Genomic DNA, 18,162 nt, shown 5'->3' on the forward strand with positions numbered 1-18,162 from the left:
AATAGAACAAAACAGAGGCGAGATCCTTTTCTCGCCTCTGTTTTTAGTAAGGCAGGTTACCATGTCTGAAAAAGAAAATAAAGAGCTTTGGGAAGGCAATGAAAATAGCGAGGAAGTTCAAGAAAATAGTAACGAAGGGAAAATTCTAACCTCTCCTCAAGAGAAAGATGCAAATCTGCGTCTTGATCTCTTTCTTGCCAATGAATTAGGGCTGACCCGCAATTATATTCAAAAGCTTATTCATATGGGAAATGTTGAGATTTTAAATCTTCAGCGTAAGCTCAAGGCGGCGTTGAAAGTGTCGCCTGAAATGCAGATTGTCGTAACTTTGCCACCCATAGAAACATTGGAAGTCGAGCCTGAACCTGTCTCTTTTGAAGTCGCATATGAGGATTCGTCTCTTCTCGTTATAAACAAACCTTCTGGACTCGTAGTACATCCAGCGCCAGGAAATTGGCATGGGACGTTGGTTCATGGTTTACTTTATGCCTACCCTGATATGAGAAAATTTGACGAAGAGGTTCGTCCAGGTATTGTTCATCGCCTTGATGGAGGAACATCCGGTCTTCTTGTTGTTGCCAGAAACCGCAATGTTCTTTTACTTCTTCAGGAACAATTTCGTTCTCGCTCTGTTGAGAAAAAATATCTCGCTTTATGTCGCGGAACTCCACATAGGAAAACAGGTCTTATAGACGCGCCTATAGGCCGTAGCCATCGCAACAGAGTTATGATGGCTGTTACTGAGTCAGGTCGGCCGTCACTAACGGAATATAGAGTGCTTTGGAGCCAAAAAAACTATAGCCTTATAGAATGTACCCTCCATACGGGGCGTACCCATCAAATTCGCGTACATCTCAAACATATTGGATGCCCACTTGTTGGTGATGAACTCTATGGAACTAAAGAGTGTCTTCAAAAGACGCCAGGCAGAATTTTTCTTCATGCCTGGAAACTTACGTTTACACATCCGATAACTGGCCGAGAAATGAAATTCAGGGCCGAACTTCCCCAAGAGCTATCTCTTTTTCTGAAAAATATTCTTTCCAGCGATCGGGCTCGATAAGAATTGTTTCCGGATGAGTATAAGTAACGTGAGCTATGCCGCTTCCGGGAATATGTCGCACATGTTTCCGTTCCGTATAATCTACTTGTACTTTGGTAGAATGGCGAGCTTTACTGAAAAAGGCGGCCAATGAAGCAGCTAGTACCAATAAATCGGTCCCTTCAAGATTTTCCTTTCGTGCTTCTGGATGTTTAATAATGACATGCGAACCTGGAATTTCATGCACATGAAGCCATATATCTCCAGCAGTTGCTTCTTGAAAAGTAACATGTCGGTTTCCTCGAGCATTCAGACCAACAAGAATAAGAGCTTCCTCATAAGAGAGACGAAGATGAGGTGGAGTTGAAGACTCTTTTTTCGAACGTTTCCTCTTTTTATTTTTATTAGGAACAAGCCACTCTTTTATATCCCGGCACACGGAATCAATCATTGATGGAACCTCAAGTTCTTCAATAATATCTATCTGATCTTGAAGCTCCGATATTTTATCTGTCAGTTCAGAGATTTCACGCTCGATTTTTTCAAGATCTCCCTTTGCTTTTTTGTACTTTTTAAAGTAAACAGCAGCATTATCAGAAGCGTTTTTTTTGGGATCTAAAGGGATCTGTAGTGTAATTTCCCCATCTTCTGTCCAACCTGTAAGAGAAATGTTTTCTGTTCGAGGTGGAATTTTATATAGATTGGCTAGCAGCAATTCACCACAATTTTTATACCACGGTGCTTTTTCTGATTCTGAACGTTGCTTCTCTATGCCCTTACGATGTCGCTCAAGAGATTTTATCTCTTTCTTTATAACCTTCAGCGTATCTTTCTTAAGCCTGTTGCTTTTATCCCAAAGTAAAGGATCGACCACAAAGTCTTTAGACACAATAAGGGCCTTATTTTCGCTCACAGGTATCATATCTTCCAATAAAAGGGGAAAGATCGTAACATAGTTCTTCCACGTCTGTATAAGGCTATTTTTGAGGGTCTCTTCGTTGTAAAGTTTTGCAATATTGCCTATCCATTCGCCTGATGTAAAAAGAGATTGATGAGCTTTTATAAATTGTCTAAGCCCTTTACCAATTCCCTTCATCATAGCGATATCTTCATAAGCAGAGTCTTCCGGTTGAATATCAAAAGGAGATGGCCCTTGAAGTGGAGGAGGAGTAATGTAGGGATGAGAGGGCACAACCGTTCTGTACCTGTTAATTTCTGGATGGATATGTTTAACACAATCAATGATAGTGTTATTTTCGTCAAGAAGAATAAGATTACTATTCCTTTCCATGCATTCAAAAACAAGAGAATTTTCTACATCAAAACCTGCTCCTACCTTGCGAGAAAATTTTAATATTAAAAGTCTGTCAAAATCTATTTGTTCAACAGCAGTTAGCTCGCCTTTTACAAGATGGCTTTTAAGGGCATCTGCAAAGCGAAGTTTCCCCGATGAAAAACGCTTCATTAAATCAAGATCTTCTTCATCGATAAGACAACATCCGAAATGCTGAGGATGCCAACTTATCAAAAGAGAAAGAGTCTGAGAAGAGAAGCGAAGTGCTAACCATGTATCTCCGCTCTCCACACGAAAAAGCCGTTGCCCAAGAAACATTTCTTTCATTTCTATAATCCATTTAGAGACAAATTCTGCACCATATATCATTTTAAAATTCCTTTCTTACGCTTTATGTATTAGAATATATAGATAAACACTCTAAGGGAAAGAAGTCAATGAGAGACAACTTCTCATAATATCCAGAAATAAGCTTGACAACTTCCCTTTCGATTATTACAATATTCGCCGTTGATTGCTTGGGGCTGTAGCGCAGGGGGAGCGCGCTTCCTTCGCACGGAAGAGGCCGGGGGTTCAAATCCCCCCAGCTCCACCAGTGCTTATCACGGGGCGTAGCGCAGTCTGGTTAGCGCACCTGCTTTGGGAGCAGGGGGTCGAAGGTTCGAATCCTTTCGCCCCGACCATTTTAGATAAAGAGGAAATTGCAAAAAGCAATTTCCTCTTTTTTTGACTTTTTTATCTTTCTTTCCAGTGAGGGGAACGTTTTTCAAAAAAAGCAGAAATTCCTTCTAGAGCGTCTTCTGTAGTGCAGAGTCTCGCAAAAACCTCATTAGCGTAGGCAAATTGTTTTTCATATTCCATATCTTGTAATGTATAAAAGCCTTGCTTAGCCATTTGTATTGCGAGTGGACTTTTCTGAGCCAGTTCAGAAGCCCAACTTCTCGTTTCATCTTCTAGTCTATCGAAAGGTACAACCTTATTAATCAAACCAAGAGAAAGAGCTTCTTGAGCATGAATAAGATTCCCATATAACACCATTTCTAAAGCCTTTTTGCGCCCTACAGACTTAGATACGGCAATTACAGGACCAACACAATGAAGACCCACATTAATCGCTGTCAATCCCATTCGTGCGTCTTCTGAAGCAACCGCAAGATCCGCTGCAGCGATAAGTCCTAAACCATTTGCAGCAGCGACACCATGAACCTGGGCAATAACAGGCTTTTTCATCTTAGAGATTGTCACAAAAGATTTTTCCATTCTTTCAACCCACTCTCGATACTCCAACGGGTTCTGTTCAGGAAATTCCTTAAGATCTATACCGGCACAAAAAACTCTTCCTGCACCCTTTACAATAATTACTCGTATATCTTTATCTTCATCAAGTTCAAGAAGAGCTTTATCAAGTTCACATGCCATCTGGCTATTAAAAGTATTGAGATTTTCTGGACGATTCAATGTTATTCGCCCTACACGATCTTCCCACTTTTCAATAGTTATCTCTTTATAGCTCATTCTGCTCTTACCTCCTTGTTATAGTAATAGAGCTGCTACTTTGTGTAACCATATAAAATGATACTATCAATGCTCATAGCAGTCTTATTTTCTGTTACAACAGTTTAAATAATTTTTACATCAAATTTCTATCAAAAAAAGGTTGCAGGAAACTCGGTCATATGGTAGTATTTCCCGTGCTGAACGAAGTCAACTTCGTTGCGACGAGCGGGAATAGCTCAGTTGGCTAGAGCGATGGCCTTCCAAGCCGTAGGTCGCGGGTTCGAATCCCGTTTCCCGCTCCAGTTTTATTGTAACATTCGCAGGCGCCTGTAGCTCAGGTGGATAGAGCAACGGCCTTCTAAGCCGTGGGTCGCGGGTTCGAATCCTGCCGGGCGCGCCACTTGAATCTTGATATGGATATGGTGAGCGTAGCTCAATTGGTTAGAGTACTGGACTGTGGCTCCAGATGTTGGGGGTTCAAGTCCCCTCGCTCACCCCATTTTTTAAAATGCGGTACGCGCCCGTAGCTCAGCTGGATAGAGCGACGGACTTCGGATCCGTAGGTCGCGGGTTCGACTCCTGCCGGGCGCGCCATTAGTATTCGCATAAAATAAATGAATAGCTCTTCGTGGACCGTTAGCTCAATTGGCAGAGCACCTGACTCTTAATCAGGGGGTTACAGGTTCGATTCCTGTACGGTCCACCATTTTTTTGTCTGAAACCAAATCTATTATTGTCAGCTCGGGAAAAGCCAAGATTCGCACAGGAGGCCCCCATGTACCGGTCCCTCGACTTACATAAAGCCAAGACCCCTTTCCAAGATCCAGCATTCCAACAGTGTGTTTATAGAAAAGCCAAGTAAATACCATAAAAGGGAAGAGTTGGCCATGGTGTACGTGCCCTGAAAGTTGTAAATCAAATTTTCCTACAGCATCACGATGTACTAATGGGCGATGTTTAAGTAACAATGTAAAACGAGATGTGTCAGCTTCCTGTAATAGCTCGCTTTCGTCTATCTCTGTTTGTCCTAAAATAAAATGCCCACCCGGATCATCTACCCCTGCAATAGAAATGGGACCTACAGGAACTATTGCCCCTCTTAACACTTCAAAGCCAGCGCGCCCTGTAAAATCAAGAGCATGTTCTATACCTGCATAAAACTCATGATTTCCAGTAACAGCAAATTTCCCATAAGGCGGATTAAAGTGGAGCATCATCTCAGAAATTGTTTCTATATCTTCAATTTCTCCATCAAGAAGATCTCCCGTCGAAACAATTACATCTGGATTTTCTTCTTGTATTTGTTGCATAATCTGTTGCAACATTTTTTTATTTATAAGCATGCCAAGATGCAAGTCTGATATTTGCAGAATTCGAAAACGTTCAATACCTTCAGGTAACTTTTTGGTTGGAAATTCAATGTTGATACTTCGTATTTTCATGCTCTCTTTATAACCATAATAAGTTAGAAGTAATGCTATTAAAGCAGCCAGGAAAAGCTCCCAAAAAGGGAATGGGAAAGAAATCGGTAAAATAACAAGTAATATATCGAAGAGAACAGAGATAAGGATGAAATAGAAACCAAAGGCTATCCCTGTAAGACTTATCCAAGCTAAAATAGTATGAACCTTGTAGAGCAGTGGAGAAGACCAGCGAGCTGGAATTACTGAAACTACGATAAATGCTGTTCCTAAGCCCCAGGCAATAGCAAGAGTTTTCCACGAAAAGGGGGGAAGCCCTTTCAATTGAAAGTAAAAGTAGAGAAAAAAAGAAAGGGCTGCATATAAACCAATATAGGCAGCGATAAAACCGCCTTCAGATCGTTTAATTCTAGGCAAAGTCATGCTCCTTTATAATAGCGCCGACCAAAGCCTTCCTAGAGATTCCCGAACTCGCTCATGAAGAGGCCGCTCAGATCGGGAACGTAAATCAAGTTCAGTGCAAACCTTAAGATCTTCAAGGAATTGTTTTTCAAACTCTTTCGTCTTCATCCTGTTATAAATGAAAACCTGCACTTCAAAATTTATATCGAGGCTTCGGTTATCGAGATTTGTGGTTCCTACAGAAACCCACTTACCATCAACCATCATAAGTTTTGAATGGATAAAACCATTGCCATAAGTAAATATACGAACACCTGCCCGAAGTAAATCGTCTATATTCGATCGAGTTGCCCAAAAAACTACCTTATGGTCAGGTCGAGAAGGAATAATAATTCGTACATCTACACCACTTAGAGCAGCTGTCGTAAGGGCTGTTTTCAGGCTATCATCAGGGACAAGGTAGGGTGTTGTAATCCAGACGCGTTTTCGTGCTGCTGTAATAAAATAAAAGTATCCTTGCAATATTGCACGCCAATCTGAATCAGGACCGCTTGCTGCCACTTGAATCGGCATTGTTGTTTCTGGAAGTGCGCTACCATTTAAATAAGTTTCTGTTTCAGGCAAGCTATGTCCTGTACAGAAAAACCAATCGTTTAGAAAGACTTCGTGAAGAGAAGCAACAGCCTCGCCATGAATGCGAATGTGCGTATCTCTCCAAAATCCCATCTTGGGATTTAAACCACGATATGTGTCTCCTATGTTAAGGCCTCCCGTAAAAGCCACCTTGCCATCAACAACAATAATTTTTCGGTGGTTACGAAAGTTCAAATCACGACGAACCATCGGGAAGGAAACGGGTAAAAACGGTTGAGCATCTATACCTTGTTCCCTAAGTTTCTTTACGAAACGGCGCCCTAAACGCCAACTACCGACACTATCATATATAACTCGAACACTAACACCTTCAGCAGCTTTCTGTTGAAGAATTTCAAGAAGTTTTTCTCCAGTTTTGTCATTAGCTATCGAGAAATACTCTAAATGAATATAGTGCTTTGCCTCTTGTAAAGCTTCAGCTATAGCAGGAAAAACTTCATCACCATTAAGCAGCATATCGACCGAATTTCGATAGGTTAGGCGACTATGAGATGTTTGCTCTAGTAAAGAAACAAGTCGACATGGAATATCTTCACTATAGAGATCAAGGGCAGGAGCAGGACATTCCCTAAAAATAGAGCGATAAAACCGTTTTTTCTTATAACGCTTAAAAACCGCTCTTCGTTTGGGATCCGGGCCTAAAAGAAAATAAAACAAAAAACCTATGACGGGGACAAGGATTAAAGCCAAAAGCCAGGCAATAGTACGGTCTGGGTTTTTTTCTTCCATAAAAATAACGCCGGCAGCTGCAATAATATAAAGTGTAAAAATGTAGGGAATGTAGTCGAGAAAAAGCAGCCATCCCATATGAACAAGTTTGAAGAAAGTAGGAGCTACTGCAATTTCTCCTTCGATTGTCATGACAGCGAGTGATTCTATATTGATCCATACCCATGGGATAGAGAAGAGGATAGCAAGAATAAAAATCGTTACGAGCAATGCTTTTAAGGAAAAACGCAATGGAAGTTCCTCCTTCCTTCTGCTTTTAACTTTGAACATTATGATTATAGCTGAAAGAAGGGATATACCAACAGCCTCTTCACATCTCTATAAATTGATGGTATTATTCCACAGGCATTACAGTAATTGAAACACTTCATTCTATGTGCGAGAGTGGCGGAACTGGTAGACGCGCTGGACTTAGGATCCAGTGGATTCCTCCATAGGGGTTCGAGTCCCCTCTCTCGCACCATATCTTTTCTAAAACCTCAAGGTATATAGTTATATTAATATTAGGGAGTTAGCTCCAAGATTACGACAATCGTCGATTATTGTTTGTGATTTTACAAATTTGATATTAAATTTGATATTAAAGCAAAAGATTTAAGCAGATGTTGCTCAAGCAGCACAACATCTGGGTGTAACTCCAAGAAAGTACCTCACTTAACAAACAGTCTGATTGTTGGTATTAAAGATATTTTGTCCCCGAAAAATTCAGACCTATTTTAGATTTGACCGAAATACACAAATGCTTTCATACGAAATCCCCTGAAATTGCAAACTTGAAAGCCCAAGTGCTAGACATTATTCTTTTTTTGTTTTTCAAAACGCCAGGTGTTGTTAACTGCCCCTCACTCAAGCCTAATCTAATGGAAAAGATTGATATTGATAATGATAATGATAATGTATGTAAGTATGATGTTGCCCCTTCTCAGGCCACTGATCCAAGTTCCTTCGACGAAATAATCTATCATCTTTTATTCCTCATAATCATTCATACCAGTATTCCTTCTCAAAACCGGTGTTGGATCAAGCAAGCTTCTAAGTGAGGCTTTAGAAATCTACATTAAAAAAATCAAAATGGGGGGCTGGAAGAACAGAACAGAGAAAACTAAAATACCCAGGATTCGCGCAATCTTACATATTTTACCCGACCTTCCATTGAAGGTGCTCCCACTAGATCACTTACGTTTTTATAGACGCGCTTGTATGAAACTCCCAAGCAACGGGTATAAGAAACAAAACGATTAAAGAAATTCTATTAATGAGTATACCGGAAAATGAACGTAAAGCACCCAAGACTATTCAACACAATCTTGAGCTTTTCAGAGGATTCTTACACTGGGCAACTAATCTAGGATATATATTTATGGGATGGACAAGGTTCTTACATTCAAATCAACGAAACGGACCATGAACTCCGAGATATTCTGGATGACGAAGATATAGAAAAGATTCTCAGGTTTCTTGCATATACGATTGATGCCGATGTCACCCGTCCCATTTCTGGGTTCTCCTGATAGTCCTCTTTTCGGCGACAAGACTTGAAGAAATCTCATGTTTAGAGGTGAATGATTGGTGTATTGAAGATGACGATGACATACCATGCTTTAATATACATCGTAAAGGGGATAGCAAAAACACAAACAGCATATTTACGGAAACAACAATATGCTTTAACATATATAATAAAGGAAATAGATGACTTAAGATACGCTGGATCAATAGGCTCGTACCAATTCATCCATTACTTTTCATTGAACTAAATATCATGGCTTGTGTCTCGAGTATTAAAAATAGAGAAAAAGTTTTACAATTATTTGCTATACAGTCATATACAAACTACAGTTTCTTAAAGTTGGTAAATCTTTGGTATGTCAGCTTGTCAGACACAAGAACCCGTGGTCAGACTTGCAGCCGATTTGGAATATGTCGAAACCGTATCATCCAAGAGATATCTATGAAGTGGTTAAGAAGATTTCTTACAATGTGGACTTCTCTCCAATAAAGAATTCGCATTTCATCGTCCATTGAGCATGGAGCAAATAGAACTCAAAAAGAGATCCACAAGAAGGATCAGCACAGGATGAAAAGAAAATCTATACTCTTTGTTTCAAGAACTTCTCTTTAGAGTTTTATCACATATATAGTTCTAATTTGCTCTTTGATATTTATTTAGTCATCTCTAAAATCCTCCGGATATACATGGATAAAATCAGATTTTTGATAATAAGCCGGAAAACCCATAAAATTATTATGGATTGGGGGTAATTTTGTCAAGACATTCGACATGGATGATCTATAAATTATCCCGTACTACATGTAGTGAGAGTTTTCGGTTGATCTCTACACTTAATCCGCTGGTATAAATCTTAGATTTCAAAGCTCCTGACAACAATCTTACGACCTGAAAGAAGCAAAACAAACACGAGGATGTATATGAACGTTCTTTGGCGTTCAAGGGCGTTTTTAGGGTAGTCATCTGAAGATTCTTTAGGAGCTTATATCTATTTTCTGCTAAAACTATTGTTTGAGAAGCGAGAGAGGAATTCTTTTCACAAAATACCTTAAGGAATAATTGAGTGTCAGAGCTGCTTCATGTTAACGGGGCAACTTTGCTTTTTTGTGAAAACTACTTGTTTTAAAACTATTTCTTTGGCCTTTACTTCCGCGAAAAAATAAATCAGAGGTGCCTATAACAGTGACTCTTATTTACATCGGGGAAACGGAGGGGGATTAGTTTTGTTCTTCATAGGTTTCTTATCATTTGTGATAGCCGGTGGTATTGCAACGGCAGTAATCATTCATAAGGTCAACAGCAATTCTAACGCAATTTCAGAAATCACTTTTCAAACAGAGAAAAGAATCTATCATGCTATTTCAAAGATTGAAAAAGATCTTAGAGATAATATTCAGTCTATCCATGAAGGAAAAGTACAGCTCATACAATCCTTAGAAAAAAGCAGAAACGACAATTACCAAAAACTTGCTGAAGAATTTGTTGATAAATGGGATGAATCGCGCCTTCAGTTTATCCAGGATAACAAAAATTTAGTTCGAAAGTCGTTAGAGGGAATATCGACACTAGAAGGACAGATAAAGGAACTGGAGACATCTATATCAAATGATGTTGATAATCTAAGTGAAGAAGCTCAAAAAATGTTGGCAGAGCAACAAGAATTCAAAGAATTACTCAAAGGATATCCTCCCCAACTATTGAATTCCATTTCCACCATTGGTGACTACATCAAGGCACAAAAACAACAGCTGGGGAATATTATCGCCGAAAAACTTGAAACAATAACTGAAAGATTAGAAGCAATAAAGCGAATCTCTCAATCTGACAAACAAGAGATCACAGAATTATTAAGGTCTAGTGTAGACCCAGTAATTGACTGTCTTAAACGAATAACCAGAGATACAACACAGTCCAGAGAAGATCACGAAAGTTTTGCAGCTCTGATCAACAAGGATTACAATACCCTCCTGAATTTCAGTGAATACTCTCAGGAAAAGACATTGGCCATAAAAAAATTATTCCAGGAACTTCAAGACAATTCATTAAAGACAACCGAACTTAATAAGTATCTTGAAAATGGAAAGGAAGGCATTCAGCGTATCATTGAAACCTCTCTAAGTACAATACAGAAAGATATTTATGCTTCGGTTTGCGGGATAAAACATATAGAAGACAAAATATCCGAACTAGAGAAAAATCTTCAAAGTATTTCATCTATCATGGCCAACACTTCGACTCCAGAAATACTGGTGGAGCCACGACCCGGAACAGAGAATCCATCTAAGGAAAAGGAACCCGAACCGGAAAGCAGGAAAGCCGACACAGTTAAAGAAGGAATAGATCCTATTCCTTCTACAGGATTTTCCGGATCTCAACAACCCTTTCTTCTTGAAAAACCTGTTCCAATTCAGGGACCTTCAACACCTAGCGAAGAACAGCCCCTCCATATCCCTTCATATGGAAGGGACCCTTTGCCGAATATTGGGGAAATAATTAACGGAGAAAAAGTCAAACCAGATCCCCGGAAAAGAGGGGGAAGGCGTCCCGGATCGAAGGGAACACCCAATAACGAAGAAGCCAAAAGAGTATTTCCTGAAATGTACTGTATTAAAAGGGCTGGCCGTTGGGAAGTGATTCTAAAACTCCCGAAGCAAATTCTTAAACTAACTCAGAGGAATCTAGCTGATATCACTATTAACAAGGAACCTGTCAGATTTGATCCCCGAAGGGGTGAATGTCTCATAAATAAACTGGAAACTGAATGCGCCGTGACTTCTGACGTATATCATTCGTCTCATAAACAGTTCGGAAACGGAGAATATCTTCTGTTCAAGCTGCGCAAGAAAGGGGCTGGAGATGCAAGATTTGTAGAGAAATATTCAGATGGAGTATATCTCTGTATTGTACCTGAGGACTTTTCAGTTGACAGAAGCAGGAGCTGTGTGGAACACATTACCCCTGAAAAAGTTTCTATTCCAGGACATCTTGTGCATTTTTTTAATCCTTCTCCTGAAAAAGGTATCTTTTTTCACAAACCAGATGGCAAAATTCTGGAAATCCCAACTTACTTCCAGAAATTTTCTCTTGAGGGGAACAAGTTAGCCTTTGTTACTGAAGAAGACTTCTTCATTAATGAATTGCCGGCAATAGTATCTAATGTACCCAGATACTGGAACCAAGTGGACCAAATAGTACTGAGGCATGAAATAGCGGGAGAATACCGACCGAAAGAAGTTATTATCCCTGCTGACGAAGGGGAAAGAAAACGAATAATACTGCCAAAAAGCATGAAAACAAGAGGCGGGCATTTTTCAGTCCTGCTTTACAACAAATGTACCGATTTAATAGAAAGTCATCCTTTTTATTTTCATCGTGATATTGCATCGATCGAAACTTCGGGATATGCCCCTTACGCAGAAAAGACTCCTTCTGAAATTTATATGAAAATATCTCATACACCGGGCATGGTCTTTACCCCCTTAGATAAAGTGACTTCTCAGAATGTGGAATATGAAACAAAACAGGGAGAAACATCCATAGTTTTTCCGCAATGCCCGGAAATACAAACCTTTCAGTGGAAAATTGAACAGGAAGATTCAGACACTGTTTCTTTTTCCTTCGATTTTCCCGGATTTTACTGGTCTATAGGAAATTGCCAGAATCCAGGTCGATTGACCAAAGAACAGATTGAATTAAGTTTTAAAGATCTCAAGGCCACTGCCGGAAAGATGCTCTATGTTCAAGCCCCTGGAGATGCGGATAAATTCCGTGCGATTCTCCAATATTCCAATTCAATTCGAAGAAAGATGAATTTTAATTCAGAGACCGGATTTTGGGAAATAAATATTTCTGTACTGGGGCAAAAGATAGTAGCAGAAAAAAAAGAATATGCTAATCGACGAATTCCGTTAGTAATTTCTTTTTATAAGCAAGATGGTTTCCATCAAAAACATATTGGGAACTTTATAGAGAAACGAATTTGCAAGTACTGTGGAGAGAAGATCCCTGCGGATCAGCTCAAACAACATTTTAAAGAAAATCACATAAAGGAAATCTTCAATGAAAACTTCCGGGAAACAAGCTATGAAGAATTAAAGGCTATTGATAAGTCTTTGCCTGAAGCTATTTACAAATGTCCCTATTGTCCGTTTTATTCTAAAAAAGATGGATATGAAAATCCTAACGATGTCATATGTAAACATATCCAAGAAAAACATCATGGCGAAGTTATTTCATTTACCCCTGTTAGCGACGTAACAGAAATCCGGGAAAACGTACTCACTCATTTATGTGAAACATGGCGATGCAAAATATGCGCCAAGGATTTTACAGATCAGGAAGAAATGTTAAGACACTTATTCAAGAAACACCTGAATTCTCTTCTTGATGATACTAAGGAGGTATAGGTTTGAATCCTCTTGAACTTTGTAGAACAGTGGAAGAAAGATACCGCAGCTACCTAATGACAACATATCGGTTCAAGGATCCGGAATTTAATTCTTCTTTTGGAACAGCCCTTGCCAGAAGTAACCTTGCTAAAGGGCCTTACCTTGAAGCTTCCCCGCCCTTTATGAAGGGGGGAAAACCAAAGGACCTTTTTCTGGAATTGCTGGGCCATCCTGTAGATAAAGGATTTCTTGATGCAGTAAAAGGAAACAGAAATCTGTATTTACACCAGGAACGCTCAGTAAAAGCGGTTCATTCGAATCAGAACGTTATTGTATCAACGGGAACCGGGAGCGGGAAGACAGAATCTTTTCTGCTGCCGATTCTGCTTCACCTCTATCAGGAATATGAAATGGGAACTCTGGCTCCTGGAGTCAGGGCCCTTATCCTTTATCCAATGAATGCCCTCGCAAATGATCAGAGAGATCGTCTTGGGGAGATATCAGAAATTATTTATCAAAGTGATTCCTCCTTTAGATTCACCTTTGGACAATACATTGGGGAAACCCCCCAAAACATAAAAGATCATCACAGAGGTGGCGAGACAAGGGCAAGAGAACGCCGACCTGGAGAACTTGTTTTTCGCGAGGAAATGAGACAAACTCCTCCACACATACTTCTTACCAATTTTTCAATGCTTGAATACCTGCTTCTTCGCCCGGATGATCATCCATTGTTCTCAGGAGAATCAGCGAGGAAGTGGAAATTTATCGTCTTAGATGAAGTTCATCAATATCGTGGATCTATCGGCATCGAGATGTCAATGCTTCTCAGACGTCTTAAACAGAGGCTTTTTGAAGAAGGGAAAACGAGTTCCTTTACGTGTATCGGTACCAGTGCAACCCTAGCGGACGGTGAAAAGGGATTTCCTGCCGTTGCTGAATTTGCTTCAACCCTCTATGGTGAACCATTCTTGAAAGAAAACATAATTGAGGGCGCAACTCAGAAAATACAAGATAAATCTACATATACTTTGACGGCTGAAGATTATCTTAAAATTGCTTCTAAGATTTATGAAGAGGACCAACTTCAGAAAACTCTTGATGATACAGTTGGCAAGTACAATATTGTTCCCTTGGATGAAGGTAAACCGCTGGAAATACAGTTAGGCCATCTGTTACTGCACGATAACAGGAGTTTTAGAATAAGGACTTTGGTCGAAGGAAATCCTACAGATGTCCAGGAACTTGCTGATGTTGTGTTTGATGACATTCCCGTAGATGAGAGAAACAAAGCCCTCTATGCTCTTATTGAATGCCTTTCCTGGGCAAAAGATCCCCAGAATGAGGAACCCTTTGGTTCTCCCCGGTACCATTTTTTCTTGAGAGCGCTTGAGGGCGCTTTTATCAGTTATCTGCCGGAGAAAAAAGTTTCAATTGACAGGTCTTTCGGATCCTCGGAGGGTATGATGTTTGAAACTGCTGTGTGCAGAGAATGTGGTCAGGCTTATTTTGTAGGCAGACTTATTTCTGATGGATCTATGCAGTATTTTAAAGAAGCAGTAAAAGATCCTGGCGATAGCAAGTACCAAATCGACTACTTAAGACCCCTCGAAAAGGATTTTGAAGAAGAAATGGAAGAGAACCACCCGAATGAAGATTTGGATATTGGATATCTATGCCCTGTCTGCGGCGCTTATGGAGAGTTTACTCCTCCCGACTGTGGCCACAAAGAAAATATTATGCTACGAGTAATTCTTGAAGCGTCTTCTGATGATCCAAGATCTCAAGACAGGCCCTTTAAGTGTCAGGCATGCGGAGCTTCCTCTCCCAATACGCCTATAAGGAACGTGGTCTCCGGAAGCGATGCCCCACATTCTGTAATTGCAACAACACTCCATGAATGTTTGCCGGAAGATAGAAGAAAACTATTAGCCTTTGCTGATGGTAGGCAAGAAGCCGCATTCTTCGCATGGTACCTGGAGAATACTTATGATGGGTTTTTCCAGAGACATCTTATCCATGTTGCCTTGAAAAAACTTAGCGATATTGACACCGAAGAAATATCGGTGGAAGACCTGGTATCTCAACTGATGAAAGTGTCTTCGGGCTATAAACTCTTTGGTAAGAATGTAACAATAACCAAGAAGAAAGAACAGTGCTGGACTTGGATTCTGAAAGAATTCTTCGAGACAAGCAGGAGGGTTTCCCTTGAAGGAGTTGGCTTGCTTCAGTGGAATTTAAAACTTCCCGAAGATTTTCCTGTTCCGACAGAGCTGCTTGAGTTACCCTTTGAATTTACACACGAAGAAGTTCTGGAGCTTATCCGTTTTCTACTTGATTATTCAAGGCGACAGCATGCTGTGGAGTTCTCAGATCCTTCTGAAGATCTCGTCAACTGGGACCAGTTTGGATTTGGAACACATCAAGATCAGATCATCCTTGGAAAGCCCAACAGGATGGTATCTACCCACAGTTGGACCGGGAGAGGCAACAGAAGGCAATTCCTCAAGAAAATACTGGTTGCCCGCGGTATGGGAAAGGATTTTGCCGATAGATGCGCCGAACGATTTCTAAATCTTATATGGGATGCAATTCTGGAGTGGGATACCACATGTACGGAAGATGACAATGACAAGTTGTTCATACCTTCCGGTCGCGATGGTTTTAGACTGAATCTAAGGTGGTATAGAGTCAAATCAACGGAAAAAGAAAAGCTCTATAAATGCTCCCTCTGCAATCAAATACAGCCTTACCCATTGCTTGGGTACTGTCAAAAACCAAACTGCAAAGGAATCATATTCCAAGTTCCAAGTTCAGTATTGTCTTTTAACCATTATCGGAGGCTATATCTTGGTGGGCTTCCTAGCAAAATGAGAGTGGAAGAACATACGGCCCAGTTAAATCATGAAAAAGCACGGTCTTTCCAGAAAGATTTTAAGGAAGGGAAGATCCATGTACTGAGCTGTTCTACTACTTTTGAACTAGGCGTTGACCTGGGAACCCTGGACAACGTCTTTTTGAGAAACGTCCCCCCAGAGTCATTTAACTATGCTCAAAGGGTAGGAAGGGCCGGAAGACGAAGGGGATACCCCGGGTTTGCCATAACCTTTTGCAAAAGATCCCCTCATGATCTTTATCACTTTTCGGAACCGTTAAATATAATCAGGGGTACCATAAAACCACCCGTGATTAATATCGTAAATAAGAAGATCCTTATTCGCCATGCTACTGCTTTGGTCCTTTCTCATTATTTCAGGAAATATCCAGAACGTTTTAAAAACGTTGAAGCTTTATTCGGCCTGGATCTACTGGAGCCTAAGACAGTAGAAGAGCTTGTAAAACATGTGAAAAACAATCTTGCCGAGCTTCACTCTTCACTCGCAAGAATTATCCCCAAAGGTTACACAGAGGATATGGGGATAGATGAAAACGATACTTGGATAGATTATGTTTGTGGTGGAAGCAGTCGTATTGCAGAAGCTGAGAAGATTTTTCAGTCCGATTATAAGGAAACTTGGGAATTTGAGAAAAAATCTTCCAGCAAAGGAAACTATGATGCTGCAAAGTGGGCAAAAAGAATGCTTGCGACAATGAAATCAGAAGATACTCTTTCCTTCCTGTCAAAAACAACAGTTATTCCAAAATATGGATTCCCTGTAGATGTAGTTGATCTTGATACACGGGGCGCTAGGGGAGTTTCAGCGGGCCAAGAAATTCAGCTCCAGAGGGATCTTTCCATAGCTATATCTGAATTTGCCCCGACAAGCTCTGTTATCGCAAACAAAAAAGAATGGAAATCCTATGGTCTTAAGAAAGTGGCAAGCAAGGAATGGGAAAAGAGATATTATAAGAGATGTCCGGAACATAACTGCTTTGTCCAATGGAGAGAGGGTCAACCAGAACCAGAACTGGAGTGTGGATGCGACTGGGAGAAGAAAACGTATATTATCCCCTCTTTTGGTTTCGTTGTTTCAAGTAAGGAGATAATTAAGGAACCTAAAGTCAGACCCGGCAGGATGTTCTCAACAAAACCTTATTTTGCAGGGGCACTTCCCGATAGCTTAAATAAACCGGATATTCATCTTTTTACCGAAACAGATCCGTTAATCAAGCTAAAACCTGCACAGCCAGGATTAATGGCTGTGCTATGTGAAGGTAAAAAAGAAAATGCTTTCTACATATGTGAAAAGTGTGGGTATGGAACCACCAAATTACCTTCCGATCCGTCACATACAAATGCAAGGGGAGAAAAGTGTAACGGAAAACTGAGCGTATATTCTCTCGGACATGAATTTATTACAGACGTTCTGGAACTTCGTCTTTTGCTTCCGGCATCACCCGGAACACATATCCTCTCATTAGGTATGTCATTGGCATATGCTATTGCAGAAGGAGCAGCACAGGCTCTTGGGATCCCTTCTAATGATCTGAATACTGCCATCGGGGAAATACCAAGTGTGACTAGAGAAGTACCTCCCATACTTCTTTACGATGCGGTTCCAGGAGGGGCCGGTATTGTGAGTAGTCTGGAAAAACCCGAAATTATTGTTGATACTCTGAGGTTTGCTCTGAAAAGAGTATCTGGTTCTTGTGGGTGTGATCCAGATACAAGCTGTTACGGCTGTTTAAGAAGTTATAAAAACCAGTTTGCCCATCATTTCCTCAAAAGAGGTCTTGCAAAAGAATATCTTGAGAGGTTGCTTGTTTTAATTGATGAGTTTTAAACAAACATGTCCAGGGGGTATTTATGAATACCAAATTAAATATTTGCCATCTTCGCCGAAACTATCTGCAGAAGTATCAACAACATTGGGCCAAATAAGCTTATTTATTCTCACTTCAAAGAATAAGGTCAGTTTTATAAAGAGATTATGGAGCTTGGGGAAGAGATTGATGCTTATGAATATATAAAACATTTTTTAAGAAAGGAGTAGATCATATCTATTCTTAAAGAAAACGAAACTGGGATACCAATATTGAAAATGACTAGAATGTAAACACCTTTGTGAGAATCTTTAACAATGCAATAACATTCCAGTCTGGCCATCGATATTAACAACTTTCTTTTTTCTGATATGTGTTCTTGGAAGAAGATGCCAGATTGAATCAAAAGTTTGGAGGCATATCTTTGGGCGTATTTTCCAGACTTACGGAACTTTGGAAAAGCAAAGATAAAAAGAGATATGATGCAGAAATAAAGCAAGATATAGGGAGCTTAAAGCATC

Annotated in this window: 7 protein-coding genes and 8 tRNA genes; 11 read left to right on the forward strand and 4 right to left on the reverse strand. The window is 40.1% G+C overall.

What is annotated here, in order from left to right:
* The first annotated feature begins 61 nt into the window (after positions 1–61).
* Positions 62–1,063, forward strand: a complete 1,002-nt coding sequence (locus RBH88_RS05345) for an RluA family pseudouridine synthase (RefSeq protein WP_213690111.1) — start codon at positions 62–64, stop codon at positions 1,061–1,063.
* Here RBH88_RS05345 and RBH88_RS05350 read toward each other — a convergent pair.
* Entirely contained in the window at positions 993–2,705 is a 1,713-nt protein-coding gene (locus tag RBH88_RS05350) for an NFACT family protein (protein WP_307880040.1), read from the reverse strand. The two genes, RBH88_RS05345 and RBH88_RS05350, sit on opposite strands and share 71 nt — an antisense overlap.
* A gap of 151 nt (positions 2,706–2,856) precedes the next feature.
* Between RBH88_RS05350 and RBH88_RS05355 the strand changes: the two genes are divergently transcribed.
* Positions 2,857–2,931, forward strand: a tRNA-Ala gene (locus RBH88_RS05355).
* Between the two features lie 10 nt (positions 2,932–2,941).
* Positions 2,942–3,019 (forward strand) — tRNA-Pro (locus RBH88_RS05360).
* A gap of 52 nt (positions 3,020–3,071) precedes the next feature.
* On the opposite strand, the gene RBH88_RS05365 is transcribed toward RBH88_RS05360, so the two are convergent.
* Positions 3,072–3,851, reverse strand: coding sequence for an enoyl-CoA hydratase/isomerase family protein (locus RBH88_RS05365; protein ID WP_213690109.1), 780 nt, complete (start codon positions 3,849–3,851; stop codon positions 3,072–3,074).
* A 207-nt stretch (positions 3,852–4,058) separates the two neighbouring features.
* On the opposite strand from RBH88_RS05365, the gene RBH88_RS05370 reads away from it, so the two are divergent.
* From RBH88_RS05370 to RBH88_RS05390, 5 genes are all read left to right on the forward strand, one after another.
* A tRNA-Gly gene (locus RBH88_RS05370) sits at positions 4,059–4,135 on the forward strand.
* Positions 4,136–4,156: 21 nt separating this feature from the next.
* Positions 4,157–4,233 (forward strand) — tRNA-Arg (locus tag RBH88_RS05375).
* A gap of 22 nt (positions 4,234–4,255) precedes the next feature.
* Positions 4,256–4,332, forward strand: a tRNA-His gene (locus tag RBH88_RS05380).
* A gap of 18 nt (positions 4,333–4,350) precedes the next feature.
* Positions 4,351–4,427 (forward strand) — tRNA-Arg (locus RBH88_RS05385).
* Positions 4,428–4,463: 36 nt separating this feature from the next.
* Positions 4,464–4,539, forward strand: a tRNA-Lys gene (locus RBH88_RS05390).
* Here RBH88_RS05390 and RBH88_RS11715 read toward each other — a convergent pair.
* Together RBH88_RS11715 and cls are read right to left on the reverse strand one after the other, a co-directional pair.
* Positions 4,502–5,677, reverse strand: coding sequence for a metallophosphoesterase (locus tag RBH88_RS11715; protein ID WP_374047605.1), 1,176 nt, complete (start codon positions 5,675–5,677; stop codon positions 4,502–4,504). The two genes, RBH88_RS05390 and RBH88_RS11715, sit on opposite strands and share 38 nt — an antisense overlap.
* 6 nt (positions 5,678–5,683) lie before the next feature.
* Positions 5,684–7,270 (reverse strand): cardiolipin synthase, encoded by a 1,587-nt coding sequence (gene cls, locus RBH88_RS05395; protein ID WP_307880041.1) that lies wholly within the window; start codon positions 7,268–7,270, stop codon positions 5,684–5,686.
* Positions 7,271–7,417: 147 nt separating this feature from the next.
* On the opposite strand from cls, the gene RBH88_RS05400 reads away from it, so the two are divergent.
* From RBH88_RS05400 to RBH88_RS05410, 3 genes are all read left to right on the forward strand, one after another.
* Positions 7,418–7,502: transfer RNA gene (locus tag RBH88_RS05400), tRNA-Leu, on the forward strand.
* 2,270 nt (positions 7,503–9,772) lie between these two features.
* The gene (locus RBH88_RS05405; RefSeq protein WP_213691356.1) at positions 9,773–12,955 is read left to right on the forward strand and encodes a hypothetical protein; all 3,183 of its coding nucleotides are present in this window, start codon (positions 9,773–9,775) and stop codon (positions 12,953–12,955) included.
* A 2-nt stretch (positions 12,956–12,957) separates the two neighbouring features.
* Positions 12,958–17,661, forward strand: coding sequence for a DEAD/DEAH box helicase (locus tag RBH88_RS05410; RefSeq protein WP_213691355.1), 4,704 nt, complete (start codon positions 12,958–12,960; stop codon positions 17,659–17,661).
* Positions 17,662–18,162: the final 501 nt, after the last annotated feature.

Origin of the sequence: Aminobacterium sp. MB27-C1, from assembly GCF_030908405.1 — a bacterium.
GTDB lineage: Bacteria > Synergistota > Synergistia > Synergistales > Aminobacteriaceae > Aminobacterium.

Coding starts and splice junctions, on each gene's coding strand:
- RBH88_RS05345 (WP_213690111.1), top strand. CDS start 62: ATGTCTGAAAAAGAAAATAAAGAGCTTTGGGAAGGCAATGAAAATAGC.
- RBH88_RS05365 (WP_213690109.1), bottom strand. CDS start 3,851: ATGAGCTATAAAGAGATAACTATTGAAAAGTGGGAAGATCGTGTAGGG.
- RBH88_RS11715 (WP_374047605.1), bottom strand. CDS start 5,677: ATGACTTTGCCTAGAATTAAACGATCTGAAGGCGGTTTTATCGCTGCC.
- RBH88_RS05350 (WP_307880040.1), bottom strand. CDS start 2,705: ATGATATATGGTGCAGAATTTGTCTCTAAATGGATTATAGAAATGAAA.